The 15317-nt window shown below is 60.9% G+C and carries 18 protein-coding genes; 10 read left to right on the top strand and 8 right to left on the bottom strand.

The window, feature by feature from the left end:
• From ACIQUH_RS09265 to ACIQUH_RS09245, 5 genes are all read right to left on the bottom strand, one after another.
• A partial coding sequence (locus tag ACIQUH_RS09265) for a biotin carboxylase N-terminal domain-containing protein (RefSeq protein ID WP_400814036.1) occupies window positions 1-94 on the bottom strand: 94 nt, incomplete at its 3' end.
• A gap of 4 nt (window positions 95-98) precedes the next feature.
• A complete protein-coding gene (locus tag ACIQUH_RS09260) occupies window positions 99-497 on the bottom strand; it encodes a hypothetical protein (RefSeq protein WP_400813995.1) in 399 nt (132 codons plus the stop codon).
• A 34-nt stretch (window positions 498-531) separates the two neighbouring features.
• A complete protein-coding gene (locus ACIQUH_RS09255; RefSeq protein WP_077985202.1) occupies window positions 532-909 on the bottom strand; it encodes a hypothetical protein in 378 nt (125 codons plus the stop codon).
• A gap of 104 nt (window positions 910-1013) precedes the next feature.
• A complete protein-coding gene (yghU, locus tag ACIQUH_RS09250; protein WP_400813992.1) occupies window positions 1014-1910 on the bottom strand; it encodes a glutathione-dependent disulfide-bond oxidoreductase in 897 nt (298 codons plus the stop codon).
• Window positions 1911-2013: 103 nt separating this feature from the next.
• Window positions 2014-3546 (bottom strand): acyl-CoA carboxylase subunit beta, encoded by a 1533-nt coding sequence (locus ACIQUH_RS09245; protein ID WP_400813989.1) that lies wholly within the window; start codon window positions 3544-3546, stop codon window positions 2014-2016.
• 118 nt (window positions 3547-3664) lie between these two features.
• On the opposite strand from ACIQUH_RS09245, the gene ACIQUH_RS09240 reads away from it, so the two are divergent.
• Complete coding sequence (locus ACIQUH_RS09240; protein WP_400813986.1) at window positions 3665-5083, top strand: short-chain fatty acyl-CoA regulator family protein; 1419 nt, start codon at window positions 3665-3667, stop codon at window positions 5081-5083.
• Window positions 5084-5098: 15 nt separating this feature from the next.
• Here the strand turns inward: ACIQUH_RS09240 and ACIQUH_RS09235 are convergent, their stop codons facing one another.
• Window positions 5099-5755 carry a DNA-3-methyladenine glycosylase family protein gene (locus ACIQUH_RS09235; protein WP_400813982.1) on the bottom strand — a complete coding sequence of 219 codons (657 nt, stop codon included), beginning with the start codon at window positions 5753-5755 and terminating at the stop codon, window positions 5099-5101.
• A 39-nt stretch (window positions 5756-5794) separates the two neighbouring features.
• On the opposite strand from ACIQUH_RS09235, the gene gluQRS reads away from it, so the two are divergent.
• Complete coding sequence (gene gluQRS, locus ACIQUH_RS09230; protein ID WP_400813980.1) at window positions 5795-6694, top strand: tRNA glutamyl-Q(34) synthetase GluQRS; 900 nt, start codon at window positions 5795-5797, stop codon at window positions 6692-6694.
• Here the strand turns inward: gluQRS and ACIQUH_RS09225 are convergent.
• The gene (locus ACIQUH_RS09225; RefSeq protein ID WP_400813977.1) at window positions 6662-7579 is read right to left on the bottom strand and encodes a YihY/virulence factor BrkB family protein; all 918 of its coding nucleotides are present in this window, start codon (window positions 7577-7579) and stop codon (window positions 6662-6664) included. The two genes, gluQRS and ACIQUH_RS09225, sit on opposite strands and share 33 nt — an antisense overlap.
• 180 nt (window positions 7580-7759) lie before the next feature.
• Here ACIQUH_RS09225 and ACIQUH_RS09220 point away from each other — a divergent pair, with 180 nt between their 5' ends.
• The 7 genes from ACIQUH_RS09220 (at window position 7760) to ACIQUH_RS09190 (ending at window position 13090) form a co-directional block, all read left to right on the top strand.
• Window positions 7760-8593 (top strand): SDR family oxidoreductase, encoded by an 834-nt coding sequence (locus ACIQUH_RS09220; RefSeq protein WP_400813974.1) that lies wholly within the window; start codon window positions 7760-7762, stop codon window positions 8591-8593.
• 16 nt (window positions 8594-8609) lie between these two features.
• Window positions 8610-8807: a twin transmembrane helix small protein gene (locus ACIQUH_RS09215; RefSeq protein ID WP_003520830.1), complete on the top strand. Its 198-nt coding sequence runs from the start codon at window positions 8610-8612 to the stop codon at window positions 8805-8807.
• A 1-nt stretch (window position 8808) separates the two neighbouring features.
• Window positions 8809-9387, top strand: coding sequence for a cob(I)yrinic acid a,c-diamide adenosyltransferase (locus tag ACIQUH_RS09210; protein WP_400813969.1), 579 nt, complete (start codon window positions 8809-8811; stop codon window positions 9385-9387).
• 35 nt (window positions 9388-9422) lie between these two features.
• On the top strand, window positions 9423-10196 hold the full coding sequence (locus tag ACIQUH_RS09205; RefSeq protein ID WP_400813967.1) for a rhomboid family intramembrane serine protease: 774 nt from the start codon (window positions 9423-9425) through the stop codon (window positions 10194-10196).
• A gap of 183 nt (window positions 10197-10379) precedes the next feature.
• The gene (locus ACIQUH_RS09200) at window positions 10380-11126 is read left to right on the top strand and encodes an electron transfer flavoprotein subunit beta/FixA family protein (RefSeq protein ID WP_400813965.1); all 747 of its coding nucleotides are present in this window, start codon (window positions 10380-10382) and stop codon (window positions 11124-11126) included.
• A gap of 25 nt (window positions 11127-11151) precedes the next feature.
• A complete protein-coding gene (locus ACIQUH_RS09195) occupies window positions 11152-12093 on the top strand; it encodes an electron transfer flavoprotein subunit alpha/FixB family protein (RefSeq protein WP_400813963.1) in 942 nt (313 codons plus the stop codon).
• 115 nt (window positions 12094-12208) lie between these two features.
• A complete protein-coding gene (locus tag ACIQUH_RS09190) occupies window positions 12209-13090 on the top strand; it encodes a 3-hydroxybutyryl-CoA dehydrogenase (RefSeq protein ID WP_400813960.1) in 882 nt (293 codons plus the stop codon).
• Between the two features lie 46 nt (window positions 13091-13136).
• Here ACIQUH_RS09190 and ACIQUH_RS09185 read toward each other — a convergent pair whose 3' ends face one another.
• The gene (locus ACIQUH_RS09185) at window positions 13137-13805 is read right to left on the bottom strand and encodes a TlpA disulfide reductase family protein (RefSeq protein WP_400813958.1); all 669 of its coding nucleotides are present in this window, start codon (window positions 13803-13805) and stop codon (window positions 13137-13139) included.
• A gap of 24 nt (window positions 13806-13829) precedes the next feature.
• Between ACIQUH_RS09185 and argH the strand changes: the two genes are divergently transcribed.
• Window positions 13830-15230: an argininosuccinate lyase gene (argH, locus tag ACIQUH_RS09180; RefSeq protein ID WP_400813955.1), complete on the top strand. Its 1401-nt coding sequence runs from the start codon at window positions 13830-13832 to the stop codon at window positions 15228-15230.
• The last annotated feature ends 87 nt before the right edge of the window (window positions 15231-15317 follow it).

The raw sequence follows: 15317 nt of genomic DNA, 5'->3' as shown, positions 1-15317 counted from the left end.
AGACCGCAACGGTGGCGATGCCCATCTTCTTCGCCGTCTTGATGACCCGGCAGGCGATCTCGCCGCGATTGGCGATGAGGATTTTCTTGATCATGCGGTTATTCTCCCCTCGCATCGTCATCATCGTCGCGGAATTTCTTTTCATAGGGCATCATCAGGATGGCCGAGGCGGTGGCGGCCGCACCGAACAGGGATGCAATAGGCATGACGACCAGCAGCACGGGCACGACAGGATTTGCGGCGCGGCCGATGCGCGCGCCCAGACCGCCGACGTCGAGAAAGATCAGCGCCGCACCGACACCGATGCCGATCAGCACGCCGATGGCCGCATTGAGCGCCATGAATCGCAGCATCTGCCGGTGATCGTGCCGGGCGGCCTCCGGCGTCATTTCGGGCTTCGGATCGCGCCTGCCGGATGCCCCACCGCTACCGCCGCGGCGTTGCCTCAACCAGCGCTGCAGCCATTGCAGGTCCATATGGAGCATGTCGACAATCATGTTCCTCCTCCCCTCAGAACAAATGCCGCCGTCCTCAAATCTCGAAGAAATTCTCGAAGGATTCCGGGAAATTCTGCCGCGCGACGCGCTCGTCGATAACAAGCATCGCCTGATAGGAAAGCGGGTCGAAATTCTTCTCCGCCGGCACCACCTCACGGCCGAAGAGGAGGTTGAGGCGGGCGGCGTCGAGATTGCCGCGCTCGAAAGGCTCAGGCCCAAAATGGTGCCAGAGCGAGTGCAGGAAGGCGGCATCGATGCGATGCTCCTTGGTGTCGTTGCGCGCCCTTCGGGGTATCATCTTGATAGGTGTTACCCCTTTGGGGTTGGCGCGGCGGATGGTGAACTGGACGCCCGTGCTCGGCATGCCGGAGGGAAATCCCTTGTGCTTGGTCATTTCGGGCAGGTTCGCCATCTTTTGTCCTTTCAGAACATTTCCAATAAAAGCGGCCTTGCTTTTACGTCCGGAAATGCGCCAATTCAAATAGTTAGAGCGCTTTTGGCGCTCTAATCCTTTTCTTACGCCTTACCGATCTTATCCTGCGTCTTCGTCTCGAAGTCGGAGGCATCGTGGCGTTCATGCAATTGTTCGGACGGATCGCCCGAGGTCTTGTTGACGATCACGCCGCGTTTGACCGCCGGACGTTCGCCGATTTCAAGCGTCCAGCGCATCACATTCTTATAGCTGTCCGCCTCGAGGAAAGCACCGGCATCGCCATAGGCCTGACCGAGCGCGATCTTGCCATACCAGGGCCAGACGGCCATGTCGGCAATCGTATATTCCGAACCGGCGAGATAACGGTTCTCATCCAGATGCCGGTCCAGCACGTCGAGCTGACGCTTGACTTCCATCGCGTAACGATCGATCGCATATTTGATCTTCACCGGCGCATAGGCATAAAAATGGCCGAAACCGCCGCCGAGGAAGGGCGCGGAGCCCATCTGCCAGAACAGCCAGTTCAGCGCCTGCGTGCGGGCATTGCCCTCCTTCGGCAGGAAAGCCCCGAATTTTTCTGCGAGATAAACGAGGATGGAGCCACTTTCGAAAACCCGCGTCGGCTCAGGCGTCGAATGATCCATCAGCGCCGGGATCTTGGAATTCGGATTGACGCCGACAAAACCGGAGCCGAACTGGTCGCCTTCGCCGATCTTGATCAGCCAGGCATCATAGTCGGCGTCCTTGTGGCCAGCGGCCAGCAATTCTTCCAGCATGATGGTGACCTTCTGGCCATTCGGCGTCGCCAGCGAATAAAGCTGCAGCGGATGCTTGCCGACCGGCAGTTCCTTTTCATGGGTCGGACCGGCGATGGGCCGGTTGATATTGGCGAACTGGCCGCCATTGCCCTTGTCCCAGGTCCAGACCCTGGGCACTTCATATCCGGCGGGGAAATTATCTGCGGAGGAATTTTCGGCCATCAAAAATTGTCCTTGTTCGTTTCGGGAGGACATCCGGACATCCGGGTGCCTGAACATTCCATATAGTAAGGTGGCCGAAGCATTTTTCCAGCCCCGCAACGGGTCAGAGCGGAATAGTATCGTGTTTCTTCCATCGGGTTTCGACGCTCTTGCCGCGCAGCGAGGCAAACGCACGGGCGATGCGGCGGCGCGACGAATGCGGCATGATCACCTCATCGATGAAACCGCGTTCCGCCGCGACAAAAGGATTGGCAAAACGTTCCTCATATTCTTTTGTGCGCGCGGCGATCTTTTCGGGATCGGAAAGCTCGGAACGATAGAGGATTTCCGCCGCACCCTTCGCGCCCATGACCGCGATTTCCGCCGTCGGCCAGGCATAATTCACATCCGCGCCGATATGTTTGGACGCCATCACGTCATAAGCGCCACCATAGGCCTTGCGCGTAATCAGCGTCACCATCGGCACCGTTGCCTCCGAATAGGCGAATAGAAGTTTTGCACCATGCTTGATGACGCCGCCATATTCCTGCGCCGTTCCGGGCAGGAAACCCGGCACATCCACCAGCGTCAGCAGCGGAATGTTGAAGGCATCGCAAAAGCGCACGAAACGGGCGGCCTTGCGCGAGGCGTCGATATCGAGGCAGCCGGCCAGCACCATCGGCTGGTTGGCGACAACCCCCACCGTCTGGCCTTCGAGACGGATGAAGCCGGTGATGATGTTGCGGGCAAAGGCCTCCTGCAACTCGAAGAAATCGCCCTCGTCGGCCAGCGCGTGGATCAGCTCCTTCATGTCGTAAGGCTTGTTGGAACTGTCGGGGATCAGCGTATCGAGCCGCGCTTCCAGCCGCGCCGGATCGTCATGGAACGGACGCACCGGCGGCTTTTCGCGATTGTTGAGCGGCAGGAAATCGAACAGCAGCCGCACCTGTTCCAGCGTCTCGATGTCGTTTTCATAAGCGCCGTCAGCGACGGAGGATTTTTTCGTATGGGTGGAGGCGCCGCCCAGCTCTTCGGCCGTGACGATCTCGTTCGTCACGGTCTTCACCACATCCGGCCCGGTCACGAACATGTAGGAGGTGTCGCGCACCATGAAGATGAAATCGGTCATGGCAGGCGAATAGACGGCACCGCCAGCACAGGGACCCATGATGACCGATATCTGCGGCACGACGCCGGAGGCGATGACATTGCGCTTGAACACATCGGCATAACCGCCGAGCGAGGCGACACCCTCCTGAATACGCGCGCCGCCAGAATCGTTCAGCCCGATCACCGGCGCGCCGTTGCGCACCGCCATATCCATGATCTTGCAGATCTTCTGGGCATGGGTTTCCGAGAGCGAACCGCCGAGCACGGTGAAATCCTGGGAAAACACATAGACCTGCCGGCCATTGATGGTGCCCCAGCCGGTGACGACACCGTCACCCGCCACCTTCTGCTCCGCCATGCCGAAATCCACCGCCCGGTGGGTGACGTACATGTCGTATTCCTCGAAGGAGCCTTCATCCAGGAGCACATCGATGCGCTCGCGCGCCGTCAGCTTGCCCTTGCCATGCTGCGCATCGATGCGCTTGACGCCGCCGCCGAGACGCGCCTCAGCGCGCCGCGTTTCCAATTGCTCCAGAATGCCGGGCATGTTTCCTCCATGCTTTGTCAAACGATCCATAGCCCAGAAAATAACATCCCAGAAGCCTTGATCGTGCGCGTATGCGTGCCATAAATATTTGCAATATTTAATTTTGCAAAGTTGCAACATGGCGACGGAAAAACTCTTCATCGGCCGCAAGGTGCGGGGCCTTCGCGAAAACGCCCGCGCCACGCAGGCGCAGTTTGCCGAACGGCTGGGCATCTCCGCCAGTTACCTGAACCAGATCGAAAACAACCAGCGCCCGGTTTCGGCCAGCGTTCTGGTGACGCTGGTGGAAAAATTCCAGCTGGATATGGCGGAGCTGGCGGCGGGCGAAAACGACCGGCTGGTTTCCGCCGTGCGGGAAGCACTGAAGGATCCGCTGTTCATGAATTACGAGCCGGGGCTTCAGGAACTGAAGCTGATTGCCCAGAACGCGCCGGGTTTTGCCCATGCGCTGCTGCGCGCCCATCAGGCTTATCGCCAGAATAGCGAGCAGTTGGTGCAGCTGGATGACCGGCTGGGGCGCGGAACCGCGCAGGTGGAAAGAACCCCCTATGAGGAGGTGCGCGATTTCTTCCACTTCGTCGACAACTACGTCGCCGAGATCGATCTTCTGGCCGAAGAACTGGCGGAGGAACTGGAGATCGAGGGCGGCGAGACCTATGGCATTCTGGCGTCACATCTGCGCAACCGTTATGGTATCCATATCACCCGAACCGAGGCGACGGGCGGCCTGATCCGGCATTTCGATCCTGCCGGCAAGACGCTTGCCCTCAGCTCCTACATGGCCGCGCCGACCCGCTGTTTTCAGCTTGCGCTGCAGATCGCCCAGCTTCATGCCGGCGCGACGGTGGACAGGGTGCTTTCCGGCGCCGGTTTTCGCCATGTGGAAGCGGCGGAAATCTGTCGCATCGGGCTGCATAATTATTTCGCAGCCGCCCTCATCCTGCCCTATGGCCAATTTCACCGGGCCGCTCAGGAACTGCGCCACGATCTCGAGCTTCTGGCCGTGCGGTTCGGCGCGAGCCTCGAACAGGTGGCGCACCGGCTGAGCACGTTGCAGCGGCCGGGCATGAAGGGCGTGCCGATCTTTTTCGCCAAGATCGACCGGGCCGGCAACATCACCAAACGCCACAGCGCCACGCGGCTGCAATTTGCCCGTTTCGGCGCGGCCTGTCCGCTGTGGAATATCCATCAGGCCTTCGAAAGCTCCGACAGGATCGTGCGGCAGCTGGCGGAAACGCCTGACGGTGTGCGCTATCTTTCCATAGCCACCCAGATCGAGAAGGCCGGCGCCGGTTTCAATACGGAAAGACCACGTTATGCCATCGCGCTCGGCTGCGAAATCTCCCATGCGCAGAATTTCGTTTATGCCGATACGCTCGATCTCGGCAATGCGGCCTCCTTCAAACCCATCGGCATTTCCTGTCGGGTCTGCGAGAGGGTCGATTGCGTACAGCGCGCCGTGCCGCCGCTGAAACGCAAGCTGCATTTCGATCACCTCTCACGCGGAGCCCTGCCCTACCAGATCGCGGACTTCTAGGCTCGCATAGCCCGCTCAGGGAAGAGGCACCATCGCCCGGCGCATGATGTTGGCGTAATAGCCCCAGAAAAGCCGGGCGGCCACAGAGCGCCATGGCGACCAGAGTGTCGCCCGCTCCGCCAGCCACTTCCCATCCGGCCTCACCTCCAGATCAAGCGCATGCGCGACCGCCGATCGCAGCGCCACATCGCCCACCGGAAATATATCCGGGTGCCCGCCGCAGAACATCAGATAGACCTCCGCCGTCCACGGGCCGATGCCGCGCAGCGCCACCAGCTCCGAAAGGGCGGCCTCCGCCTCCCTGCGCACCACGTCGTCAAGATCGATCTGCCCTTCCGCGACGGCGCGCGCCAGCCCTTCCAGCGTTGTGGCCTTGGCACGCGAAAGGCCGAAGGTGGCCCGCAATTCCTCCGGTGCCCCGAGGTAATTTTCCGCCGTGACCACACCGCCAGTGCCGGCAAGGATGCGCGCCCATATGGCATTGGCGCTGGCGCGTGATACCATCTGCGAGACGACGATATGGGCAAGGCCGGCAAAACCGGGTTCGTGAATCCGCAACTCCAGCGGACTGGCTTTTTCGATGATGAGGCTGAGAGCCGGATCGAGGCGGGCGAGATGGTCCAGCCCTTCGCTGATGTCGTCCATCCCGGTGATGATTTTCATATCGGTCATTCCCTAAGCCGCCAGCCGGCTGGCGGGGCACTTTAAAACATGGCAGAAGAAACCATGCCTTCGCCTCTCCGTCAAAAACCGGCTTACCGTTTTGCGCCAAGCCCCAACGGCCCGCTGCATCTCGGCCACGCGCTTTCCGCCTTTCTGAACCACGATAGGGCGCGGGACAATGGCGGCCGCTTTCTGCTGCGCATCGAGGATATCGACCAGACGCGCTGCACACCGGAACTGGAGCAGGCGATCCATGACGATCTCGGCTGGCTGGGTCTCGGCTGGGAGATACCGGTGCGGCGGCAATCGGAGCATTTCGATGAGTACCGCGTGGCGCTGGACAGGCTGATCGAGGCGGGCCTTGCCTATCCGGCCTTTCTCAGCCGTGGAGAAACAAAGGCGATCGTAAAGGCCTTCGAGGCCGATGGCGGACTTTGGCCACGCGATCCGGATGGCGCCCCGCTTTATCCGGCCATCGACCGCGAGAGAGCTGAGGCGGAACGGACGGCACTCCTTGCCTCCGGCAGGCCATACGCCTTTAGGCTCGATATGGAGAAGGCGATCCGCGCCGCCGGCGGCCCCCTGTTCTGGCAGGAGAGCGGCGATGGCGAGACGGGAGAGATCGAGGCCCTGCCCGCACTCTGGGGCGATGTGGTGCTGTCGCGTTCCGACGCGCCTTCGAGCTATCATCTTTCCGTTGTGATGGATGATGCGCTGCAGGGCATTACCCATGTGGTGCGCGGTATGGATCTCTTCCATGCAACGGCCATCCACCGGTTGCTGCAACACCTGCTGCACCTGCCGCAGCCCGCCTATCACCATCACCGGCTGATTTTGGGCGCGGACGGGCGCAAGCTTTCGAAAAGCGAAGGCAGCACCGGCCTTTCCGCCCTTCGCGCGGGCGGGGCGACACCCTCAGATATCCGCCGGCTTGTCGGCCTCCTCTAGCGACTGCCCGCGGCGCGCGCCGTTGCCGCCGATATTGCGGCGGATGATCTGCCGGACCTTGTATTTCATCAGGGCCGCATTCACCTCCGCGCCAAGCATGAAGATGACACCGACCATATAGAGAAACACCAGAACGACCATCACGGAGGCAAGACCCGCATAGGTGGCGGCGTAATTGGCGAATGTGGAGAGATAATAGGCGAAGATCGCCGCGCCGATGACCCAGAAGATCATCGTCAGGAGAATGCCGGGCCAGACATCCCAGATGCGGCGCTTGCCGGCGGGCAGCCACAGATGCGCCGCCACCAGCCCCGCCGTCAGCACGACGATGGTGCCGTAAAGGCCGAGGCTGGAGATGGTGTTCAGCACGTCCGTCATCCACGGAAACCGCTGCTCGGCAAAGGAGGTGGCAACCGGCACGGCGACAAGCACGATGCTGATGCCGGTGAAGACCACCACGGCAATCAGCACGTAAAGCAGGCTGAGCAGGCGGGTCACATACCACCAGCGTGTTTCGGTGACGCGATAGGCGCGATTGAGCGAAATACGCAGCGCTTCGACACCGTTGGAGGCGAAGTAAGCGGCGGCCAGCACCGAAATCGTCAGCAGGCCGCCGCGCGGAATGGTGAGAACCTGCTGCACCTGTGCCGCCAATGGCCCGGCAATCGCCTCCGGCCAGGTGTCGAAAATCAGATGCACCGCCGTTTCGGAAAACTGGTCGGCGCCGAGAAATCCGGCCAGCGCCGTGCCGAAGATCAGGAAGGGAAACAGCGCCAGCAGGATGGAGAGTGCCATATGGCTCGCCATCGCCCAGCCGTCATCCTCGGCGAAATGGGAATAGGCATCGAAGGCAACCTTGCCTGCCAGGCGCACTGCGGCAACCATGTCACCTCCATTCATCGGCATTTCATTTGTAACTTCGTCGCGAATATGGGAAATCAGCTTCGCTTTGTACAGCGCGCAAGCGGGCCTTTCGGTTCCCGCAGGACACGGATTTCGCGCAATTTCGATTTTAACGGGCCGGGCAATCGGGCCAGAACAACAGTCGGTTTCCCGGAGCGGCAAATGTCTGAAAAACCCGTCATCATCATCACCGGCTGTTCCTCGGGCATCGGCGCCTATTGCGCCGGCGCGCTCCACCGGGACGGCTGGCGGGTTTTCGCCACCGTGCGGCGCATCACCGACATGGCGGCGCTCGAGAATCAGGGCATCGAGACACTGATCATGGATTACACCAAGCCGGAAACCATTGCCGCGCTGGTGGAGACGGTGAGGGCGCGCACAGGCGGCCGCATCGATGCGCTTTTCAACAATGGCGCCTATGGCCAGCCGGGCGCGGTGGAGGATCTGCCTGTCGAAGCGCTCAGGGCGCAGTTTGAAACCAATGTCTTCGGCTGGCACGATCTGACACGGCGGGTCATTCCCTTCATGCGCGCCCGCGGTTCGGGGCGCATCGTGCATTGCTCCTCGATCCTCGGCCTCGTTCCCTATCGTTATCGCGGTGCTTACACCGCATCGAAATTCGCGCTTGAGGGGCTGGGCGTGACGCTGCGCATGGAGCTTCAGGGCAGCGGCATCCATGTGAGCCTGATCGAGCCCGGGCCGATCACTTCCAAATTCACCGCCACCGCGCTCGCCCATATCAACGAACATATCGATCTCGAAAATTCGGCCCATGCGGCGGAATATAAACGCCAGTTGGCGCGCATGGATGGCTCCGGTCCCGTCAACCGGCACAAGCTTGGCCCCGATGCCGTTTATGCCGTGTTGAAACATGCCCTGACCGCCGCGAGGCCGAAACCGCATTACCCCGTCACCGTTCCAGCCAAACAGGGGCTTATCCTGAAACGGCTCTTGCCTGCCGGACTTTTCTATCGTCTGCTGCGCAGATTCGATTGAGGAGGAGTAATACCGCATGTCCGGCTTCACCACCGTTCTGGCCCTTATCGTCATGGGCCTCGTTGTCATCGTGCTGATACGCGGCCTCTTCAACATGCTGAAGGGACAGGACGCCAACCGTTCCAACAAGCTGATGCAGCTTCGCCTGCTTTTGCAGGCTGTCGCCATCGTGCTGATCATGTTCACCCTCTGGCTCACCGGCGGCGGCCGCTGACATGGTGAAGCTGAACAAAATCTATACCCGCACCGGCGACAAGGGCACCACGGCGCTGGTTTCCGGCCCACGCCGCCTGAAGCACGATCTTCGCGTCGAGGCCTATGGTACGGTGGACGAAGCCAATTCGGCCATCGGCGTTGCACGACTGCATACGGGCGGGCTGGAAAGGCTGGATGCCATGCTGTTCCGCATCCAGAACGACCTTTTCGATCTCGGCGCCGATCTCGCCACGCCGGAAAGCGGCGAGCCGCTCTCCTACGAGCCGCTGCGCATCGTCGAAAGCCAGGTGACCCGGCTTGAAAACGAAATCGACGAAATCAACGCCGCGCTTGAACCGCTGACCTCCTTCGTGCTGCCGGGCGGCAGTGCGGCGGCAGCCAGTCTCCATATGGCGCGCACGATCTGCCGCCGGGCGGAAAGGCTGATGGTGGCGCTTTCGGTCACCGAGAACGAGACTGTCAGCCCGGCGGCTATCAAATATGCCAACCGCCTGTCCGATTTCCTGTTCGTGGCCGCCCGTTTTGCCAATGACACGGGCAAGGCCGACATTTTATGGGTTCCCGGCAAGAACCGCTGACACAGTGCGACAACCGTTCAGACAAAGGGCATTCGATGTTCATCCCCCTGCACGATGCGAATTCCCTCAAGCACATCCGGCTGCAATATGTCACCATCAGCCTGATCGTGGTCAATGTGCTGGTCTGGCTGTTTACCGGCGTGATCGCCAGCGATACCGAGGCCAATGCGGCAGCGCTCGGCCTCGGTTTCATTCCGGCGGTCGTGTTCGATTACGCCTATCTGGAACCCGCCCTGCAGATCGTGCCTGATGACCTCACCGTTGTCACCTATGCCTTCCTGCATCTCGACTTCTGGCACCTCGCCGGCAACATGCTGTTTCTGTGGGTCTTTGGCGATAATGTCGAGGATGCACTCGGTCATTTGCGTTTCCTGGTCTTCTATCTCGCCTGCGCCATCGTCGGCGCGCTGTTTCATGGCTTCGTCGCCCCCACCTCGGAAGGGCCGCTGATCGGCGCTTCGGGCGCCGTGTCTGGCGTCGTCGCCGCCTATTTCCTGCTGCATCCCAAGGTACGCGTCTGGGTGCTGGTTCTCATGCGCATCCCGCTTCCTTTGCCCGCCTTCATTCCCCTGGCGTTATGGATCGGCCAGCAGTTCCTGATGCTGGCGCTCGGGCTCGAAGAAAACGTCTCGTGGGGCGCGCATGTCGGCGGCATATTGGCTGGGGCGATCCTGGTGGTTTTCATGCGCAGGCCGGGTGTTCCCCTGTTTGACCGCACCATTGTTCCGCCGAGGGCGGCGCAGTTCAAGAATCCGTCGCAAACGGCGGGGTTGTCGCAAATCGAACGGGGCTATGACGGGGGCAGATGATCCCTTGGCGAAGAGATAGCGTATTTACGTGAACGTCAACGTAAGATATGCCTAACGTGCATGCGATAATGAAGTTTGCTCCGTTGTAATTGCGGGAAAAATGCTTATCCATGTCGCCAACCTTTTTTTGGAGGTCCGCGCGGTCCAGTGACCAAACGGACAGGAGTTTGAGGAAAGCCGCCGATGAAAATCCTTGTCCCCGTTAAACGAGTCGTCGATTACAACGTGAAGATCCGCGTGAAGTCGGATGGTTCAGGCGTTGAGCTTGCCAATGTGAAGATGTCGATGAACCCGTTCGACGAAATCTCGGTGGAAGAGGCGCTGCGTCTCAAGGAAGCCGGCAAGGCCGAAGAGGTTGTGGTCGTCTCCATCGGCCCGGCCAAGGCGGAAGAAACGCTGCGCACCGCACTCGCCATGGGTGCCGACCGCGCCATCCTGATCGAGACCGACGAGACGGTCGAGCCGCTCGCCGTCGCCAAGCTCCTGAAGGGCGTGGCGGAAGCCGAACAGCCCGGCCTCGTCATCGTCGGCAAACAGGCGATCGATGACGATTCGAACCAGACCGGCCAGATGCTGGCCGCCCTGCTCGGCTGGGGCCAGGGCACCTTTGCCTCCAAGGTCGAACCATCAGACGGCAAGGTCGCGGTCACCCGTGAAGTCGATGGCGGCCTGCAGACGGTGGAGCTGAAGCTTCCCGCCGTCGTCACCACCGATCTTCGTCTGAACGAGCCGCGTTACGCCTCGCTGCCGAACATCATGAAGGCCAAGAAGAAGCCGCTCGACAAGAAGTCACCGGCCGATTTCGGCGTCGATGTTTCGCCGCGCCTGAAGGTGCTGAAGACCGAGGAGCCGGCAGGCCGCAAGGCCGGCATCAAGGTCGGCTCGGTTGCCGAGCTGGTCGAAAAGCTCAAGGCCGACGGCGTCCTCTAAGATTTCGGAAAAGGGAGATATTCTCATGGCCATTCTTCTTCTGGCAGAACACGACAACGCAACCCTTTCCGACCTGACGGGAAAGACGCTGACGGCGGCAACGCAGATTGCCAAGGGGACGGGAAGCGACGTCCACGTGCTGGTCGCCGGTTCCGGCGCCAAGGGCGCAGCTGACGCAGCCGCGAAACTCTCCGGCGTCTCGAAGGTGCTGCTTGCCGACGACGCCTCCTATGCCAATGCGTTGGCAGAACCGCTGGCGGCGCTGATCGTTTCGCTCAGCCCTTCCTATGATGTCATCATTGCGCCGGCCACCGCCTCGGCCAAGAATGTGACGCCGCGCGTCGCGGCGCTTCTTGACGTGGCGCAGGTCTCGGAAATCATCGAGGTTGTCGGCCCCGACACCTTCAAGCGGCCGATCTATGCCGGCAACGCCATCCAGACGGTGCAGGCGACCGATGCGAAGAAGGTCATCACCGTGCGTCCGACCGCCTTTGCGGCAGCAAGCGAAGGTGGTTCCGCCGCAGTGGAAAGCATCGGTGCGGCCGAAAATCCGGGCCTTTCCAGCTTCGTTTCCGATGCGCTGGCCTCGTCCGACCGTCCGGAACTGACGTCTGCGAAGATCATCATCTCGGGTGGCCGTGCGCTTGGTTCCTCGGAAAAGTTCAAGGAAGTCATCCTTCCCGTCGCCGACAAGCTCGGTGCCGCCGTTGGCGCCAGCCGTGCTGCGGTCGATGCCGGTTATGCGCCGAACGACTGGCAGGTGGGCCAGACCGGCAAGGTGGTTGCGCCGCAGCTTTATATCGCGGCGGGCATTTCCGGCGCCATCCAGCATCTGGCCGGCATGAAGGACTCGAAGGTCATCGTCGCCATCAACAAGGATGAAGAAGCGCCGATCTTCCAGGTGGCGGATTATGGTCTCGTCGCAGATCTCTTCGAGGCGCTGCCGGAACTCGAAAAATCGCTGTAATTTAAGCATGAATTGGAGGCGGCGCGTTTTTTGAACGCGCCGCCTTCTCTTTTTCGGCGATATGCGTAACATCGCCGGCCATAACGCAGACAAATCCCTGAGAGGAGACCAGCCTATGACCGCCCCCTTTAAAAACATCGGTGTCATTGGAGCCGGTCAGATGGGATGCGGCATTGCGCATGTCTCCGCCATTGCCGGCTACAGGGTCCATATTTACGATCTTTCCAAGGAAGGCATCGAGGCCGGTCTTGCCACCATCAATGGCAATCTCGCCCGCCAGGTCACCAACGGCAAACTTTCCGACGAGGCCCGCAAGCAGGCGCTGGCGCTCATCAGCGGATCGACCGATATCAACGATCTGGCGGCCATGGACCTCGTCATCGAGGCCGCGACGGAAAATGAAGAGATCAAGCGCAAGATTTATGCGCAGGTCTGCCCGATCCTGAAGCCCGAGGCGCTGCTCGCCACCAATACGTCGTCGCTCTCCATCACCCGGCTCGCATCCGCCACCGACCGTCCCGAACAGTTCATGGGCATCCACTTCATGAACCCGGTGCCGGTCATGAAGCTGGTGGAACTGGTGCGCGGCATCGCCACCAATGAAAAGACCTTTGACGCGGCGAAGGATTATGTGCGGACGCTGGAAAAGGCGATCACCGTCGCCGAGGATTTCCCCGCCTTCATCGTCAACCGCATCCTGCTGCCGATGATCAACGAGGCGATCTATACGCTTTATGAAGGTGTCGGCTCGGTGGAAGCCATCGACACCGCCATGCGGCTCGGCGCCAACCACCCGATGGGTCCGCTGCAGCTTGCCGATTTCATCGGTCTCGACACCTGTTTGTCGATCATGCAGGTTCTGCATGACGGCCTCTCCGACAGCAAGTATCGCCCCTGCCCGCTGCTGGTCAAATATGTCGAGGCCGGCTGGCTCGGCCGCAAATCCGGCCGCGGCTTCTACGACTATCGCGGCGAGACGCCGGTTCCGACACGGTAAAGATCAGCCGCAGCGAGGGAGAGAAAAATCTCTCCCGAAAGCCGGCTTACTTAGCGGCTGCGGCGGTCACCAGCGCCCTGGCATCTTCGCTGTCCCATGCCGCCGGGCCGTTCATGGCGGCGAGCAGGCAGCCGTTCTCATCCAGCAGCAGCGTTGCCGGCAGGCCGAAGGCGAGGCCTTCCTTTTTCAGAACGTTGAAGACGCCCATGGAACTGTCGCGGTAAGGCTTCAGCGCATCGATCTTGTATTCTTCCATGAAGGCTTTCGGCTTTTCATCCCCGCCGACATCGATATTGATGGCGACGACCTCGAAATCCTCGCCGCCCTTTTCATGTTCCAGTGCATTCAGAGCCGGCATCTCTTCCCGGCAGGGCACACACCATGTGGCCCACAGGTTGAGAAGAACCGCCTTGCCCTTGAGATCGGCAAGCGTCATATCCTTGGCCTCCGGTCCCTTGAAGGACAGCGGAACGATGCGGGGCTTGTCCGCCGCCGACATGGCGGCCACCTGCCCCTTCAGAAAAGGCTTCAGCGAAGCGATGCGGTTTGCCGCCCCCTCACATAAACCGCCCTCTGCCACCGCTGCCCCTTGAACCGGGCTCTCAGACCCAATATGCCTGAACCAGACCGCGCCTGCGCCGCTTAAGACACCGGCAACGGCAGCAATTGCAACCAACTTGGCGGAAGGAAGCCGGAACGGCGTTTTTTCTGTCATCGAATACTCCAGGGCACTAAAAACATGGCTGACGGCACAGATCAGAAATCCTCCAACCAGATGTGGGGCGGGCGTTTCGCTTCCGGGCCATCTGCCATCATGGAAGAGATAAATGCCTCCATCGGCTTCGACAAGAAGCTTTACGCCCAGGATATCCGCGGCTCTATGGCGCATGCCGCCATGCTGGCATCTAAAGGCATTATTTCGCCCGAAGATAAAGACAAGATCACCGATGGCTTGAACACGATCCTGTCAGAGATCGAATCCGGCACCTTCGAATTCTCGCGCAAGCTCGAAGATATTCACATGAACATCGAGGCCCGTCTTGCGACCCTCATCGGCCCCGCCGCCGGCCGCCTGCACACCGCCCGCTCGCGCAACGACCAGGTGGCGCTCGATTTCCGCCTGTGGGTGAAGGAAGAATTGCAGAAAACCGAGGGCATGCTGACCGCCCTCATCGCCGCCTTCCTCGACCGCGCCGAAGAAAATGCCGACACCGTGATGCCCGGCTTCACCCATCTGCAGACCGCACAGCCCGTCACCTTCGGCCACCATTGCATGGCCTATGTGGAAATGTTCGGCCGTGACCGCGCCCGCGTGCGCCATGCCATCGAGCATATGGACGAAAGCCCGATCGGCGCGGCCGCCCTTGCCGGCACCGGTTACCCCATCGACCGCCACATGACGGCGAAGGCGCTCGGTTTCCGCGAGCCGACCCGCAACTCCATCGACACCGTCTCCGACCGCGATTTCGCGCTGGAATTCCTGTCGATCGCTTCCATCTGCGCCACGCATCTGTCGCGTCTCGCCGAAGAGATCGTCATCTGGTCGACGCCGCAATTCGGCTTCATCCGCCTGTCGGATGCCTTCTCCACCGGTTCCTCGATCATGCCGCAGAAAAAAAACCCTGACGCCGCCGAACTGGTGCGCGCAAAGACCGGCCGTATCAACGGCTCGCTGATCGCGCTGCTGACTGTCATGAAGGGCCTGCCACTCGCCTATTCCAAGGATATGCAGGAAGACAAGGAACAGGTTTTCGACGCCGCCGAGAGCCTGGAACTGGCGATTGCCGCCATGACCGGCATGATCCGCGACCTTGAAGTGCGCAAGGACCGCATGCGTGCGGCGGCCGGTTCCGGCTACTCCACCGCCACCGACCTTGCCGACTGGCTGGTGCGCGAGGCAGGCCTGCCCTTCCGCGACGCCCACCATGTGACCGGCAATGCCGTTGCGCTGGCGGAAAAGAAGGGCTGCGATCTCGCCGATCTGTCGCTGGAGGAATTGCAGGCCATCCACCCCGGCATCACCAAGGGCGTTTTCGACGTTCTGTCCGTCGAGGCATCGGTTGCCAGCCGCACCAGTTTCGGCGGCACGGCGCCTTCCGAAGTGAAGAAGCAGATCGCCTGGTGGCGTGGACGCAACTGATAAGCCGACCTGCCGCCGTCACCCCGGACTAGATCCGGGGTCCAGCGCGATCAAGTCCTTGATCGCAATAGACTCTTCTCACGGCGC

Origin of the sequence: Agrobacterium sp. NPDC090283 (genome assembly GCF_044769685.1) — a bacterium.
Taxonomy (GTDB): domain Bacteria; phylum Pseudomonadota; class Alphaproteobacteria; order Rhizobiales; family Rhizobiaceae; genus Agrobacterium.
This window is presented reverse-complemented; position numbering and strand designations above follow the sequence as displayed.